Origin of the sequence: Variovorax monticola, from assembly GCF_051216855.1 — a bacterium.
In the GTDB taxonomy this organism is placed as follows: Bacteria; Pseudomonadota; Gammaproteobacteria; order Burkholderiales; family Burkholderiaceae_C; genus Variovorax.
This window is the reverse complement of sequence record NZ_JBPJZP010000001.1, coordinates 58,358-72,839: the sequence shown is the minus strand read 5'-3', so window position 1 is coordinate 72,839 and position 14,482 is coordinate 58,358. Positions and strand designations below refer to the sequence as shown.

Genomic DNA, 14,482 nt, shown 5'->3' with positions numbered 1-14,482 from the left:
CATGAACCGCGCGCCGGTTCATGCTTTCGCCTTGTCCGAGAACAAGGCCGCGATGACCTGTCGCAGCCAACGGTTGCCCGGATCGGCCTCGAAGCGCTTGCTCCAGTGCAGCGACACGGTGAAGTCGCGCAGCGGAAAGGGCGGCTCCACGATGGCGTAGTGGCCGTCCTCGGCAAAGCCGCGCGCGATGTTGCGCGGCATCACCACCGCCAGGTCGGTGGCGCGCACGATGGCCGGCAGCACCATGAAGTGCTCGGTCGTCAGGCGAAGCCGGTCTTCCAGGTTCAGCAGCTGCAGGATGCGCAGGGTGTCGGCGTGCGTGCGCACGGCCACGTAGTCGAGCTCCTGCAGGGCCTCGAGCAGTGCCTGCCCGCTGCGGCGCCGCTTCACGAAGGGGTGGTCGCGGCGCAGCAGCACGATGTAGCGGTCGCGCAGCAGCTGGATGCGCTGGGTGTCCTTCACGCGGGGCAGGAAACCGAAGGCGAAGTCGACCTTGCCGCTGTCCAGCGCGGTGGCGATCTCGCCCGTGGCCAGCGGCATGGTCTCCACGCGCACGCCCGGCGCCAGCTCGCGCAGCCGCGCCATCAGCGCCGGCAGGAAGCGCCCCTCGCCGATGTCGCTCATGTGGATGCGAAACAGCTTGCGCGAGGCCGCCGGCTCGAAGCGCTCGGGCTCGCTCAGCGCCTGCTGCAGCGTAGCCAGCGCCGACTGCACCGGCACCGCCAGCCGCTCGGCGCGCGGCGTGGGCGCCACGCCGCCGGGGCTGCGCGTGAACAGCGCATCGCCCAGCAGCAGCCGCAGCCGCGTGAGCCCGTGGCTGGCCGCCGGCTGCGTGAGGCCCAGCGCCTCGGCCGCGCGGCTCACGTTGCGGGTGCGATAGACCGCATCGAACAGCCGCAGCAGGTTGAGGTCGACTGCGTCGATATGCACAGATTTCATATTGGATAGCCGGATTATTTTATTGAAGTATGGCGCGTGCATGACCACACTCGCCTGTCCCTGCTCCCTCCCTGGGGCCGAACAACAACAACGAGACACGATGGAAGTTTCATTCAGCAAGGAAGTGGAAATGCTGCGCCTGGGCGCCGGCGACACCTTCCACGGCGAGGGCATCCTCGCGATCACCAAGGGCCTGCTGCAGTCGGGCGTGGCCTACGTCGGCGGCTACCAGGGCGCGCCGGTGTCGCACCTGCTGGACGTGATGGTCCAGGGCAAGGCCTACATGGACGAACTGGGCGTGCACGTGGAGGCCTGCTCCAACGAGGCCTCGGCCGCGGCGATGCTCGGCGCGTCCATCCACTACCCGCTGCGCGGCGCGGTCACCTGGAAGTCGATCGTCGGCACCAACGTGGCGGCCGATGCGCTGTCGAACCTGTCGTCGCCCGGCGTGACCGGCGGCGTGCTGGTGGTGGTCGGCGAGGACTACGGCGAAGGTGCCAGCGTGATCCAGGAGCGCACGCATGCCTATGCGCTCAAGTCGAGCATGTGCCTGCTCGATCCGCGGCCCGACCTGGGCGTGATGGTGCGCATGGTCGAGGAAGGCTTTCGCCTGTCCGAAGCGTCCAACATGCCCTGCCTGATGGAGCTGCGCATTCGCACCTGCCACGTGCGCGGCAGCTTCGAGTGCAAGGACAACATCGCACCGGCGGTGTCGACCCGCGCCCCGATGACGGAGCCGGCCGGCTTCGACTACATGCGGCTCGCGCACCCGCCCGTCACCTTCCGCCACGAAAAGCTCAAGGGCGACGAGCGCATTCCGGCGGCGCGGCGCTACATCGTGGAGAACGGGCTGAACGAACTGATGCCGGGCCGACGCTACCCGGACCTGGGCATCGTGGTGCAGGGCGGCCTGTACAACGCGCTGGTCCGCAGCCTGCAGCAGCAAGGCCTGGCGGACGCCTTCGGCGACACCGACATCGCCATCCTCGTGCTCAACGCGACCTACCCGCTGGTACCCGAGCAGGTCGCCGACTTCTGCGTGGGCAAGCGCGCGGTGCTGGTGGTGGAAGAGGGCCAGCCCGAGTACATCGAGCAGGACATCGCCACGCTGCTGCGCCGGCGCGACATCCAGACGCCGCTGCACGGCAAAGACGTGCTGCCGGCGGCCGGCGAGTACGGCGTCGAGGTGCTGTCCGGCGGCATCGGCGCCTTTGCCGCGAAGTACATCGCGGCCGGCGATGCGTCGGCCTCCGCGCAGGCCTGGCTGACCGGCAACCGCGAGCGCCGCCAGGCGGTGGCCCGCCAGCTGAGCGCACCGCTGCCCAACCGGCCGCCGAGCTTTTGCATCGGCTGTCCGGAGCGGCCGGTGTTCTCGGCGCTGAAGCTGGCGCAGCAGGAGACGGGGCCGGTGCACATCGCGGCCGACATCGGCTGCCATGCCTTCGGCACCTTCGAGCCCTTCTCGATGGGCCACTCGATCCTCGGCTACGGCATGAGCCTCGCGAGCCGCGCGGGCGTGGCGCCGATGATGAACCGCCGCACGCTGTCGATCATGGGCGACGGGGGCTTCTGGCACAACGGGCTGCTCACCGGGGTGCAGAGCGCCCTCTTCAACGACGACGACGCGGTGCTGCTGATCTTCAAGAACGGCTACACCTCGGCCACCGGCACGCAGGACATCATCTCCACGCCCGACGACGAAACGAAGGAGCGTGCCGTCGACAAGCAGCAGAGCCTGGTCGACAAGAACCAGACCATCGAGGACACGCTCAAGGGCCTGGGCGTGAAATGGCTGCGCACCGTGACCACCTACGACGTGGAGCGCATGCGCAAGACGCTGACCGAGGCGCTCACCAGCGACTTCAACGGCCTGAAGGTGGTAATTGCGGAAGGCGAATGCCAGCTGGAGCGGCAGCGCCGCATCAAGCCGTGGATTGCCGGGCTGCTGAAAAAGGGCGAGCGCGTGGTGCGTGTGAAGTACGGCGTGGACGAGGACGTGTGCAACGGCGACCACGCCTGCATCCGCCTGTCGGGCTGCCCCACGCTCACGCTCAAGGACAACCCCGATCCGCTGAAGGTGGACCCGGTGGCGACCGTGATCGACGGCTGCGTGGGTTGCGGCCTGTGCGGCGAGAACGCGCATGCGGCCACGCTGTGCCCCAGCTTCTACCGGGCCGAGGTGGTGCAGAACGCGAAGTGGCATGAACGGCTGCTGAATGGTGTGCGTGGCGCTGTGGTTCGCGTCATGCAAACCACATGAACGCCACCTCTTGCTCCCTCTCCCCTTGGGGAGAGGGTTGGGGTGAGGGTGTGGGCCTTTGCGCGTGCGCCGCCTCTGCCATCGCCGTCGGCCCTCACCCCCGCCCTCTCCCCAAGGGGAGAGGGAGCAACAGCCGAGAACAGAAGTGACCCCATGAGCCTGACCACGAACCAAACCCGCCCCATCACCCTCCTCATCTGCGCCCTCGGCGGCGAAGGCGGCGGCGTGCTCACCGAATGGCTGGTCGACATCGCCCGCCATGCCGGCTACGCCTCGCAGAGCACGTCGATCCCCGGCGTGGCGCAGCGCACCGGCGCCACCACCTACTACCTCGAGGTGTTTCCGGTGCCGCTCGCGCAGCTCGGCGGCAAGCGCCCGGTGTTCAGCCTGAGCCCGGTGCCGGGCACCCTCGATGCGATCGTGTCGTCGGAGCTGCTGGAAACCGCGCGCCAGGTCGGCAACGGCATGAGCGCGCCGCTGCGCACGCTGGTCATCAGCTCGTCGGCGCGCATCCTCACGACGGCCGAGCGCATGGAGCCCGGCGACGGCCGCGCCGACGCGCAGCGCCTGCTCGACGTGGTGAAGGCCTTCAGCCGCGAGCACCATGTGTTCGACATGAACGCGATGTCGCGCGACGCCGGCACGGTGGTCAGCGCGGTGATGCTGGGCGCCGTCGCGGGCAGCGGGCTGTTTCCGTTTCCGCGCGAGGCGTACGAGCATGTGGTGCGCGGCGGCGACACCAGCGCGCCCGAGAAGCTCAACAAGATGGCCGCGGCCAGCCTGCGCGGTTTTGCGGCCGCCTTCGACGCGGTGAGCGCGCCGCGTGCGCAGGCCGCCTTCGTCAGCAGCGTGCTGGCCGGCGACACGAACGACGCGCCGCCGCCCGCGAACGCCCTGCCCGCCGAACTGGCGCAGCGCTTTCCGTCGGCCGTGCACGACATGCTCACGCTGGGCCATGCGCGCGTGCTCGACTATCAGGACGCCGCCTACGCCGCGCTGTACGCGCAACGCCTGGGTCGCGTGCTCGACGCCGAGCGCGCCGCCGACCCGGCCGGCGCGCAAGGCTTCGCCATCACCCGCGAAGCCGCGCGCTGGCTCGCGCTGTGGATGGCCTTCGACGACATCGTGCGGGTGGCCGCACTCAAGGGCCGCGCGAGCCGCGCACAGCGCGTGCGCACCGAGGTGCGCGCGGGCGACGACGACATCGTGAAGGTCTACGACCATTTCAAGCCCGGCGCCGCGGAGTTTGCCGCGCTGCTGCCGCCCGGCCTGTCGCGCCGCGTGACGGCATGGGACCGCGGCCGGCAGGCGCGCGGCCTGGCCCCCTGGGCGCTGCCGCTGAAGGTGGGCAGCCATTCGGTGATCGGCATGGCGTCGTTGCGCATGCTGGCGTCGCTGCGCTGGCTGCGCCGTCGCGGCAGCCGCTTCGCCGAGGAGCAGGCGCTGATCGACCGCTGGCTTGCCGCCGTGGAAGCGGGCACCCGCGACGCATGGGCGCTGGGACACGAACTGGCGCTGTGCGGCCGGCTCATCAAGGGCTACGGCAGCACCAACGAGCGCGGCAAGGAGACCCTGCTGCACATGACCGACCACCTCGCCGCGCGACCCGGCGTGGCGCCCGCCGAACGCGCGCAGGCCGTGGCCGCCGCACGCACCGCCGCGCTGGCCGACGATGCCGGCCGTGCGCTGGACGCCGCACTGGTCGAACACGGCGCGCCTGCCCGCCCGGTCAAGGCCCAGCCCATCCGCTGGATGAAGCGCAAGCCCACCGGCGGCGCCTGACACGGAGCAGCCCGCGATGACGCAGTTGCTCAATGTCGAAGACTACCGGCGCCGCGCGCGGCAAGTGCTGCCGCGCCTGGTGTTCGACTACGTCGACGGTGGCGCGGAAGACGAGCGCTGCCTCCAGCGCAACCGCGACGCGCTGCAGGCGCTGCCGCTGGTGCCGGAATGCCTGCGCGACACCAGCGCCATGGACATCGGCATCGAACTCTTCGGGCGCCGCTGGAACGCGCCCTTCGCCATCGCGCCCATCGGGCTGGCGGGCCTGGTGCGTCCGGGCGCGGATGCCTTGCTCGCCAGCGCCGCGCAAGCCGCGCGCGTGCCGTTCATTCTCTCGACCGCCTCGAACACCCGCATCGAGGACGTGCGCACCGCCGCACCCGACGCCACGCTGTGGATGCAGCTCTACGTGATGGGCGAGCGCGCAATTGCCGAGCGCGTCGTGCGGCGCGCGCGTGCCGCCGGCTTCGAGGCGCTGGTGCTGACGGTGGACGTGCCGGTCGGCGGCTTGCGCGAGCGCGACCTGCGCCACGGCTTTCGCGTGCCGATGCGGCTCACACCGGGCACTGTGCTCGACATGGCGCGGCATCCTGCGTGGTTGCTGCGGCTGGCCCGCAGCGGCATGCCGCAGTTCGCGAACCTGCTGCCCAGCGAAGACGATGGCGACGGTGCGGCCGTCTCCGCGCAGACCCAGGCCGCCCTGCTCTCGCGCACCATGGACCGCACGCTGACCTGGGACAGCCTGGGCTGGCTGCGCAAGCTGTGGGACGGGCCGTTGCTCATCAAGGGCTTGCTGGGCGCGGAAGACGCGAAGCGCGCGGTGCGCCACGGCGCCGATGGCATCGTGGTCTCCAACCACGGGGGCCGGCAACTCGATGCGGCACCGGCCAGCATCGCCGCCCTGCCGCGCATCGTCGACGCGGTCGACGGTCGCATTCCCGTGCTGGTGGACGGCGGCATCCGGCGCGGCAGCGACGTCGTGAAGGCGCTGGCGCTCGGCGCGCGCGCCGCGCTGGTCGGCCGCGCACCGGTCTACGGGCTGGCCTGCGACGGCCGGCAAGGCGTGCTCTCGGTGCTGCAACTGCTCGCGCAGGAGACCGAACGCACGATGACCTTGCTGGGTGCTGCGCACGTCCATGAACTGGGCGCGCGCCACGTCGACCGGCCCGAATTCCGTTCGCCTTCCGAACAAGCCGCCGCTGCCGCCGGCCTCAAGGAAAACACGCTCGGGAAACCCTCCATATACCCGGTACGCGCGACTGCCTAGATTGCGCAACCAGTTCAAACACATAACGAAGGAGACCATGACAACCGCCCACCACCCCCGCCGTACCCGGCTCCCCGCCCTGGCCCTGATGGCGGCCAGCACCGCACTCTTGCTCGGCATGCCCGCCGCGCAGGCGCAGGACAAGCCCGTGCAGCTCAAGCTGTCGAGCTGGGTGCCCGCGCAGCACCCGCTCAACCCCGCGCTGCAGGCGTGGGCCGACGACATCAAGAAGGAATCGGGCGGCACCCTCACCGCGATCCTGTTTCCTTCGGAGCAGCTCGGCAAGGCCTTCGACCACTACGACATGGCGCGCGACGGCATCGCCGATTTCTCTTACGTGAACCCCGGCTACCAGCCGGGCCGCTTCCCGGTGATGGCGGGTGCGTCGCTGCCCTTCCTGTTCGCCAACGGCAAGGAAGGCTCGGCCGCCATCGACGCCTGGTACCGCAACTACGCGGCCAAGGAGATGAAGGACGTGAAGTACTGCTTCGCGTTCGTACACGACCCCGGCACCTTCCACGCACGCAAGAAGATCACCGTGCCCACCGACATCAAGGGCATGAAGGTGCGCCCGGCCACCAGCACCGTGGGCCAGCTCATCACCTCGCTGGGCGGCACCAACGTGCAGGCCTCGGCGCCCGAGTCGCGCGACATGCTGGAGCGCGGCGTGGCCGACGCCATCACCTTCCCGTGGGGCTCCATCGGCCTGTTCGGCATCGACAAGGTGGTGAAGTACCACATGGACGCGCCGCTGTACGTCACGCCCTTCGTATGGGTCATGAACAAGAGCAAGTACGACGCCATGTCCGTGACGCAGAAGAAGGTCATCGACGACCACTGCACCAGCGAGTGGGCGCAGAAGGTGGCCGCGCCGTGGGCCGACTTCGAGTTCGCGGGCCACGCCAAGATGGCCGCGCTGCCGGGCCACGAGATCTACAAGCTCACGCCGGAGCAGCTCGACGCATGGCGCAAGGCCGCCGCGCCATCGGAAGCGCAATGGGCCGAGAGCGTGAAGAAGGTCGGGGAAGACCCGAAGGCCGTGATGGATGCGCTGAAGGCCAGCCTCGTCAAGTACAAGTCCGCCCTCTGATCGCCCGCGCCCCGCCTGACACATCGGGCGGGGCTTTTTTCAGGAAAGACAGGAAAGACGCAGACCCATGGCGACACGCTCAGCCAGCTACATGGACCGCGCGATCAACACGATCGAATGGCTCGCCGCCATCTTCGTGGGCATCGTCGCGCTCAACATCTTCGTGGCCGTGGTGCTGCGCAAGTTCTTCGACGCCTCCATTCCCGACGCCTACGACTTCGGCCGCATGCTGCTGGGCATCCTGATCTTCTGGGGCATCGCGGCCACCAGCTACCGCGGCGGGCACATCACGGTCGACCTGGTCTGGACCGCGGCGGGGCCGCGCATGAAGCGCGTCATCGACGTGTTCGCCACGCTGGTGCTGCTGTTCGTGGTGGCGGTGCAGACCGCCATGCTGTTCGACAAGGTGCGCGGCACCTACGTCGACAACGTGCAGACCTACGACCTCAACATTCCGACGTGGCCCTTCTATGCCGTGGCCTGGGCCGGCGACGTGTGCGCGGTGCTGCTCATTGCCATTCGCACGTACCGGCTGATCTTTCATCCCGAACAACTCGAAGAAGTTCACGCAGAACAGAAAGCCGACGAATGAGCCCCGATGCAGTGGCAGTGCTGGGCTTTGTCGCCCTTTTTGTCTTGATGCTGTTGCGCGTGCCCGTAGGCATGGCGATGGGCCTGGTGGGTGTGGTCGGCTACAGCTACCTGGTGGGGCCCGGCCCGGCGCTGAAGCTGGTCGGCCAGACCTCCATGCGCACAGTGACCGACTACACCTTCGGCGTGATCCCGATGTTCATGCTGATGGGCGCGCTGGTGTCGGTGTCGGGCGTGAGCCGCGAACTCTTCAAGGCCGCCAACTCCATGATCGGCCACCTGCGCGGCGGGCTGGGCGTGGCCACGGTCATCGCCTGCGGCGGCTTCGCGGCCATCTGCGGCTCGTCGGTGGCCACGGCCGCCACGTTCTCTGCCGTGGCGTACCCGGAGATGCGGCGCTTCAACTACCCGCAGTCGTTCTCCACCGGCGTCATTGCCGCGGGTGGCACGCTGGGTGCGATATTGCCGCCCTCGACCGTGCTGGCGGTCTACGCCATCCTCACGCAGCAGGACATCGGCAAGCTCTTCATGGCGGGCATCGTGCCGGGCATCCTGGCCATGGCGATGTACGTGATGACCATCGCGATCATCGTCAAGCTGCGGCCCGACTGGCTGCCCGGCGGCGAGGTCAAGCCCTGGTCGGAACGCATCAAGGACCTGAAGAACGTGTGGGCGCCGCTGGTGCTGTTCGTGTTCGTCATCGGCGGGCTGTACGGCGGCTTCTTCACGCCGACCGAGGCGGGCGGGGTGGGCGCGAGCGGCGCGTTCATCCTCGGGCTGGTGCGGCGCAAGCTGGACGGCCCGAAGATCCGCGAGGCGCTGCTGTCGGCCACGCGCACGGCGGCGGCGGTGTTCACCGTGCTGATCGGCGCGTTGCTGTTCGGCTACTTTCTGACCATCACGCAGAGCCCGCAGAAGCTGACCGAGATGCTCACCGGCCTGGGCATCGGGCGCTACGGCGTGCTGGCGCTCATCATGCTGATGTACCTGGTGCTCGGCTGCCTGATGGATGCGATGGCGATGATCATCCTGACCGTGCCCATCATCTACCCGGTGATCGTGCACCTGGGGTTCGACCCCATCTGGTTCGGCGTGATCATCGTGATGACGGTGGAGCTGGGGCTCATTCATCCGCCGGTGGGAATGAACGTGTTCGTCATCAAGAGCGTGGTGAAGGACGTGAGCTTCACCACCATCTTCAAGGGCGTGCTGCCGTTCATCGTGACCGACATCGTGCGCCTGGTGATCCTGATCGCCTTTCCCATCATTGCCTTGTGGCTGCCGACGAAAATGGGCTGATGAGCACCCACAAAGAAATCACCTATATCGCGCGCGTCGAGTTCGGCGACTGCGACCCCGCCGGCATCGTCTGGTTTCCCAACTTCTTCCGCTGGATCGATGCGGCGTCGCGGCACTTCTTTGCCGAGTGCGGCGTGCCGCGCTGGGAAGAGACGACCGAGACGCTGGGCGTGATCGGCACGCCGCTGGTGGACACGCACACGCGCTTCGTGAAGACGGCGAGCTATGGCGACACGCTGCACATCGCGGTGCGCATCACCGAGTGGCGCGACAAGAGCTTCGTTCAAACCTACCGCGTGACGCGGGGGGAAGACCTGATCCTCGAGTGCGAAGAGGTGCGCATCTTCGCGGCGAAGCGCGAAGGCGGCGGCATTCGGGCGGTGGCGATTCCGGCTTCGGTTCGGGTGCTCTGCGAGTAAGGCCCCGACCACGGGCCGCCCTGCGGGCGCGTCAGTGCGCTCCGGCTTGCAGCTTGGCGAGCAAGCCGTCGACGCCGTGATCGATCAGGTCGAAAACCTCGATGAAGTCCTGCTGGCCGCCGTACCAGGGGTCGGGCACGTCGCCCTCGATGCCGTCGGCGAACTCGGTGAAGAGGTGGATCTTGTGCTCGGTGCCCTTGGGCGCAAGCCGACGCAGCGCGGCGCAATGCTGGGCCGTCATGCCGATGAGCAGGTCGAAGTGTTCGAAGTCGGCCTTGCGAACCTGGCGCGCAGCATGGGCGTGCATCTCGATGCCGCGGCGCTTGGCCTCCACGACGGAGCGGCGGTCGGGAGGGTTGCCGCGCTCTTCGTCGGAGATGGCGGCGCTGTCGACTTCGATGGCGAAGCTTGCGGCACGGGCCTTGTGCATGAGCAAGGTGTGGGCTGTAGGGGAGCGGCAGATATTGCCGGTGCAGACGAACAAGACTGTCATTTTTTTCATGTGCGAACAAGACTCGGATGATCTTCGACGGGCTCTGGAGCAAGCTGAACGATGCACCGCGCTCCAAAGAAATCCATCGATTGCGCATGCGTCCCTGCCGCGCCGAATGATGCCTGAGCACATGTCATGGAGACAGCGGTCCTGCGCGCAGCGCACAGCACATCGCGACGCTACGATGGACCCATGTCCCTTCATCAAGCTCGACACCTCACCGCCATGCTCTGTGCCACCGTCCTGCTGGCGGCCTGCGCCGCGCCTTCCGACGGCGACAAGACTGCGACGCAACCGCCAGCGCGCGTTGCAGATCGCGAAGCCAATCGACCTGGGCGCACACCTGAAAACATGGAGCCCACCCTCTCGCCGGCCCAGGCATTGGCATCCGGGACGCAGGGCGCGCGCGTGCGCTGGAGCGGTGGCATCAATGCCATCGATGCGCAAGAAGGCGGGCGCCAGTGTTTCACCCTGCTGCACGCCACTTTCGATGCGCTGGGCGTGCTGCAGTGGCCCGGGAACGCGCAGCAGTTCATCGCCTGTGGCGCGGGGCCCTACGACCGGGCTCTGGTGACCCAGTTCAGCCTGGTGACCTTCGACGGCCGCGTGGACGGGCAGCAAGTTCTGGTGGGCAAGCCGGTCCCCGTGATCGAGATCGATGCGCTGTTCAGGCACTCGGACTGCGTGCAGGGCAGCGAGAAAAGCCCCGAGTGCTACGCGGGCTACCTCCAACCGCAGAAGGACTGACGGTTCGATGTCGGGCGAGATGTCCGCGGCCGAAGAATCCGTCACGACAACGCCCCTTTCCACATCGCAGGCAACCATCTCAAGGTTGACGCGTCGCATGCCGCGGTGCAACAATCGGCAATCTTCATTTCGGAGCCTCGTGCGTGGACAGTGCCAGTTGGATCAGTGACAAGACGCGTGCCTCGGCAGGCGTGACACCCCAGGCTCTCTAGCGCAGGCTTCCCGCGCTGTGTGGCCTTGGTGCACGCAGCGTGACCCTCTTGCCCATTGCGGCAAGCGGTGCTCCCCCTTCCGAAATCCGTCGTTCTCGTCACTGACTTTTCAAGTCAGCTTGCGTGCGTCCGTGCGCGAGGCTCCTTCAACGCGAAGGAGCCTTGCCATGCGTCACTTTCATCTTCGTCGTCAGCCTCACGAACCACTCGTTCGCGCCTCGGCACACGTGCCGAACGGTGCGCCCGCGGCGACTGCAGAGGCACCGGCCGCCGACACCGCGCTGGACCAGGCCGCGGCGCTGTGGACCACGCGGCGCATCCGCAGCTTCCTGGTGCTCCAGCCCGCCCACGGCACACGCCGCTGAGCCGGCCGCGCCTCTCTTTTTAGATTCGCACAGCACAGGAGCACACGATGGATCCCGCCTCTCATTGGCGCCGTAGCGCGCCCCCTTCGCTTCGATCGATTGCAACCACGCGGCCCGCCGCCGCGCTTCGCAAGGGGTTGACCGCCGCGCGTTGAGGCCCGGAGGTTCTCCCCGGGCGGGCGGCGGCCGCCCCGAAGGAGAACCCCATGAAAAAGAATGTCCTGAAGTCTTTCTTCGAAAGCTTCCTGCGCAGCCGTCACATGCTGCATCACTTCGAGCGCTGGCAAACGCTGCTGGGCTCCAAACCTGTCGCCGGCGGCTCGCTGCAAATGCCGCCCGACATCGCGAAGGCATTGAACACCGCCTCTCGCACCGATGCCGGCGAAATGCTGGTGCGCCTCGACAGCTCGCCGCGCGGCCTGAGCGAAGGCCACGCCCAGGTGCTGCGCAAGCGCCTCGGCAGCAACGAGGTGCGCCACGAGCAGCCGCTGCCCTGGTGGCAGCACCTGTGGCAGTGCTACCGCAACCCGTTCAACCTGCTGCTGACGGTGCTGGCACTGGTGTCCTACGTCACCGAGGACATGAAGGCCACGCTCGTGATAGGCAGCATGGTGGTGCTGTCGACGGTGCTGCGCTTCCTGCAGGAGTCGCGCTCCAACAAGGCGGCAGAACGGCTCAAGGCGATGGTGAGCAACACCTCCACGGTGCTGCGGCCCGCGCCCGGCCAGAAGCCGGGGGCCGCGGGCGACGAGGGCTTCGACACCACGCACACCGGCACGGTGCGCGTCGAGGTGCCGATGCGCGACCTGGTGCAGGGGGACGTGATCGCGCTGTCGGCCGGCGACATGATCCCGGCCGACTGCCGCCTGCTCACCGCCAAGGACCTGTTCATCAGCCAGTCCGCGCTGACGGGCGAGGCCATGCCGGTCGAGAAGTTCGTGGTGGACCGCGGCGAACACGATGCCGGCGTGCTCGAGCGCGAGAACCTGCTCTTCATGGGCACCAACGTGATCAGCGGCACCGCCACCGCGCTGATCGTGCACACCGGCGACCGCACCTTCTTCGGTGCGCTGGCCCAGCGCGTGACCGCCACCGACCGCGGCACCAGCGCCTTCCAGGCCGGCATCAACCGCGTGAGCTGGGTGCTGATCCGCTTCATGCTGGTGATGGCGCCGCTGGTGCTGGTGATCAACGGCGTGGCCAAGGGCGACTGGTGGGAGGCGGCGCTGTTCGCGCTGTCGATCGCGGTGGGCCTCACGCCCGAGATGCTGCCGATGATCGTGACGGCCACGCTGGCCAAGGGCGCCGTGGTGATGTCGCGCCAGAAGGTGATCGTGAAGCGGCTGGAGGCGATTCACAACTTCGGCGCGATGGACGTGCTGTGCACCGACAAGACCGGCACGCTGACGCAGGACCGCATCGTGCTCGAACGCCACACCAATGCCTGGGGCGAAGACTCCGACCATGTGCTGCAGTTCGCCTACCTCAACAGCTTTCACCAGACGGGGCTGAAGAACCTGCTCGACAAGGCGGTGCTGAGCCACGCCGAGATGCAACTCGAAACCCGCCTGCAGACGGCCTACCGCAAGATCGACGAAGTGCCCTTCGACTTCTCGCGCCGGCGCATGTCGGTGGTGGTGGCCAACGGCGGCAGCGAGCACCTGCTGATCTGCAAGGGTGCGCTGGAAGAAATTCTCTCGGTGTGCACCTCGGTCGAGCGCGGCGCCGAGGTGCTGACGCTCGATGCCGAAGTGCTTTCGCGCATCCACCGCGTGGCGTCGGAGCTCAACGCGATGGGCCTGCGCGTGGTGGCCGTGGCCAGCCGCGCGCTGAAGACCGAGGCGCAAAAGCCCGCCTACGGCGTGGCCGACGAATCGGGGCTCACGCTGCTGGGCTACGTGGCCTTTCTCGATCCGCCGAAGGAGTCGACCGCGCCCGCCTTGCGCGCGCTGGCCGAGCACGGCGTGGCGGTGAAGGTACTGACAGGCGACAACGAACTGGTCACGCGCAAGGTCTGCGCCGACGTGGGCCTGGCGGTGGGGCGCATCGTGCTCGGACGCGAGATCGAGGACATGGCCGACGCCGACCTGGCGCTGGTGGTCGAGGCGCACCAGGTGTTCGCCAAGCTCACGCCCGCGCACAAGGAGCGCATCGTGCACGCGCTGCATGCCAACGGCCATGTGGTGGGCTTCATGGGCGACGGCATCAACGACGCGCCCGCGCTGCGCGCGGCGGACATCGGCATTTCGGTGGACGGCGCGGTGGACGTGGCCAAGGAATCGGCCGACATCATCCTGCTGGAGAAGAGCCTGATGGTGCTGGAGCAGGGCGTGATCGAGGGGCGCCGCACCTTCGCGAACATGCTGAAGTACATCAAGCTCACGGCAAGTTCGAACTTCGGCAACGTGTTCTCGGTGCTGGTGGCCAGCGCGTTCCTTCCGTTCCTGCCGATGCTGCCGCTGCACCTGCTGGTGCAGAACCTGCTGTACGACGTGTCGCAGATCGCGATTCCTTTCGACAACGTGGACGAAGAATTCCTGAAGAGCCCGCAGCGCTGGAACCCGGCGGACCTGGGGCGCTTCATGGTGTTCTTCGGGCCGCTGAGCTCGGTGTTCGACCTGCTCACGTTCACGGTGATGTGGCACGTGTTCGCGGCCAACACGGTGGACCATCAGACGCTGTTCCAGTCGGGCTGGTTCGTCGAGGGTCTGCTGTCGCAGACGCTGATCGTGCACCTGATCCGCACGCGCAAGATCCCGTTCCTGCAAAGCCGCGCGGCATGGCCACTGCTGATCATGGGCGGGGCCATTGCCGCAGTGGGCATCTGGCTGCCGATGGGGCCGCTGGCGCACTACTTCAAGCTGGAGGCGCTGCCGCTGATGTACTTTCCCTGGCTGGTTGCGATGCTTGTCGGCTATGCGCTGCTGACCCAGACTGTGAAGGGGTGGTATGCGCGGCGGTATGGATGGCAGTGACCCTGTGAACGAGCGCTGAAACACGGCCGACGAGGGCGCCGCG

At 67.8% G+C, this 14,482-nt stretch carries 12 protein-coding genes; 10 read left to right on the top strand and 2 right to left on the bottom strand.

All coding sequences use genetic code 11. From position 1 onward, the window contains the following. Positions 1-18: 18 nt before the first annotated feature. On the bottom strand, positions 19-939 hold the full coding sequence (locus ACSFA5_RS00315; protein WP_435442007.1) for a LysR family transcriptional regulator: 921 nt from the start codon (positions 937-939) through the stop codon (positions 19-21). Positions 940-1,039: 100 nt separating this feature from the next. On the opposite strand from ACSFA5_RS00315, the gene ACSFA5_RS00310 reads away from it, so the two are divergent. The 7 genes from ACSFA5_RS00310 to ACSFA5_RS00280 all read left to right on the top strand — a co-directional run bounded on the left by ACSFA5_RS00310 (position 1,040) and on the right by ACSFA5_RS00280 (position 9,647). Then, complete coding sequence (locus ACSFA5_RS00310) at positions 1,040-3,199, top strand: thiamine pyrophosphate-dependent enzyme (RefSeq protein ID WP_435442006.1); 2,160 nt, start codon at positions 1,040-1,042, stop codon at positions 3,197-3,199. A 153-nt stretch (positions 3,200-3,352) separates the two neighbouring features. Beyond that, positions 3,353-4,981: an indolepyruvate oxidoreductase subunit beta family protein gene (locus ACSFA5_RS00305; RefSeq protein WP_435442005.1), complete on the top strand. Its 1,629-nt coding sequence runs from the start codon at positions 3,353-3,355 to the stop codon at positions 4,979-4,981. Positions 4,982-4,997: 16 nt separating this feature from the next. Further along, a complete protein-coding gene (locus ACSFA5_RS00300) occupies positions 4,998-6,248 on the top strand; it encodes an alpha-hydroxy acid oxidase (RefSeq protein ID WP_435442004.1) in 1,251 nt (416 codons plus the stop codon). A gap of 37 nt (positions 6,249-6,285) precedes the next feature. Beyond that, positions 6,286-7,338 carry a TRAP transporter substrate-binding protein gene (locus ACSFA5_RS00295; protein ID WP_435442003.1) on the top strand — a complete coding sequence of 351 codons (1,053 nt, stop codon included), beginning with the start codon at positions 6,286-6,288 and terminating at the stop codon, positions 7,336-7,338. Between the two features lie 67 nt (positions 7,339-7,405). Continuing rightward, a complete protein-coding gene (locus ACSFA5_RS00290; protein ID WP_435442002.1) occupies positions 7,406-7,930 on the top strand; it encodes a TRAP transporter small permease in 525 nt (174 codons plus the stop codon). Next, entirely contained in the window at positions 7,927-9,228 is a 1,302-nt protein-coding gene (locus ACSFA5_RS00285; protein WP_435442001.1) for a TRAP transporter large permease, read from the top strand. The genes ACSFA5_RS00290 and ACSFA5_RS00285 overlap by 4 nt, the downstream gene beginning before the upstream one ends. Next, complete coding sequence (locus ACSFA5_RS00280) at positions 9,228-9,647, top strand: acyl-CoA thioesterase (RefSeq protein WP_435442000.1); 420 nt, start codon at positions 9,228-9,230, stop codon at positions 9,645-9,647. Before ACSFA5_RS00285 ends, ACSFA5_RS00280 begins: the two co-directional genes overlap by 1 nt. A gap of 31 nt (positions 9,648-9,678) precedes the next feature. Here ACSFA5_RS00280 and ACSFA5_RS00275 read toward each other — a convergent pair whose 3' ends face one another. Continuing rightward, entirely contained in the window at positions 9,679-10,140 is a 462-nt protein-coding gene (locus tag ACSFA5_RS00275; RefSeq protein ID WP_435441999.1) for a low molecular weight protein-tyrosine-phosphatase, read from the bottom strand. A 351-nt stretch (positions 10,141-10,491) separates the two neighbouring features. Between ACSFA5_RS00275 and ACSFA5_RS00270 the strand changes: the two genes are divergently transcribed. The 3 genes from ACSFA5_RS00270 to mgtA all read left to right on the top strand — a co-directional run bounded on the left by ACSFA5_RS00270 (position 10,492) and on the right by mgtA (position 14,439). After that, the gene (locus ACSFA5_RS00270) at positions 10,492-10,887 is read left to right on the top strand and encodes a Slp family lipoprotein (RefSeq protein WP_435441998.1); all 396 of its coding nucleotides are present in this window, start codon (positions 10,492-10,494) and stop codon (positions 10,885-10,887) included. A 379-nt stretch (positions 10,888-11,266) separates the two neighbouring features. Then, positions 11,267-11,464 carry a hypothetical protein gene (locus tag ACSFA5_RS00265; RefSeq protein ID WP_435441997.1) on the top strand — a complete coding sequence of 66 codons (198 nt, stop codon included), beginning with the start codon at positions 11,267-11,269 and terminating at the stop codon, positions 11,462-11,464. 206 nt (positions 11,465-11,670) lie between these two features. Beyond that, positions 11,671-14,439 carry a magnesium-translocating P-type ATPase gene (gene mgtA, locus ACSFA5_RS00260; RefSeq protein ID WP_435441996.1) on the top strand — a complete coding sequence of 923 codons (2,769 nt, stop codon included), beginning with the start codon at positions 11,671-11,673 and terminating at the stop codon, positions 14,437-14,439. Positions 14,440-14,482: the final 43 nt, after the last annotated feature.

What these genes read in the sequence shown, in the direction of transcription:
- ACSFA5_RS00315 (WP_435442007.1), bottom strand. Translation starts at nt 939, where the DNA reads ATGAAATCTGTGCATATCGACGCAGTCGACCTCAACCTGCTGCGGCTG.
- ACSFA5_RS00310 (WP_435442006.1), top strand. Translation starts at nt 1,040, where the DNA reads ATGGAAGTTTCATTCAGCAAGGAAGTGGAAATGCTGCGCCTGGGCGCC.
- ACSFA5_RS00305 (WP_435442005.1), top strand. Translation starts at nt 3,353, where the DNA reads ATGAGCCTGACCACGAACCAAACCCGCCCCATCACCCTCCTCATCTGC.
- ACSFA5_RS00300 (WP_435442004.1), top strand. Translation starts at nt 4,998, where the DNA reads ATGACGCAGTTGCTCAATGTCGAAGACTACCGGCGCCGCGCGCGGCAA.
- ACSFA5_RS00295 (WP_435442003.1), top strand. Translation starts at nt 6,286, where the DNA reads ATGACAACCGCCCACCACCCCCGCCGTACCCGGCTCCCCGCCCTGGCC.
- ACSFA5_RS00290 (WP_435442002.1), top strand. Translation starts at nt 7,406, where the DNA reads ATGGCGACACGCTCAGCCAGCTACATGGACCGCGCGATCAACACGATC.
- ACSFA5_RS00285 (WP_435442001.1), top strand. Translation starts at nt 7,927, where the DNA reads ATGAGCCCCGATGCAGTGGCAGTGCTGGGCTTTGTCGCCCTTTTTGTC.
- ACSFA5_RS00280 (WP_435442000.1), top strand. Translation starts at nt 9,228, where the DNA reads ATGAGCACCCACAAAGAAATCACCTATATCGCGCGCGTCGAGTTCGGC.
- ACSFA5_RS00275 (WP_435441999.1), bottom strand. Translation starts at nt 10,140, where the DNA reads ATGACAGTCTTGTTCGTCTGCACCGGCAATATCTGCCGCTCCCCTACA.
- ACSFA5_RS00270 (WP_435441998.1), top strand. Translation starts at nt 10,492, where the DNA reads ATGGAGCCCACCCTCTCGCCGGCCCAGGCATTGGCATCCGGGACGCAG.
- ACSFA5_RS00265 (WP_435441997.1), top strand. Translation starts at nt 11,267, where the DNA reads ATGCGTCACTTTCATCTTCGTCGTCAGCCTCACGAACCACTCGTTCGC.
- mgtA (WP_435441996.1), top strand. Translation starts at nt 11,671, where the DNA reads ATGAAAAAGAATGTCCTGAAGTCTTTCTTCGAAAGCTTCCTGCGCAGC.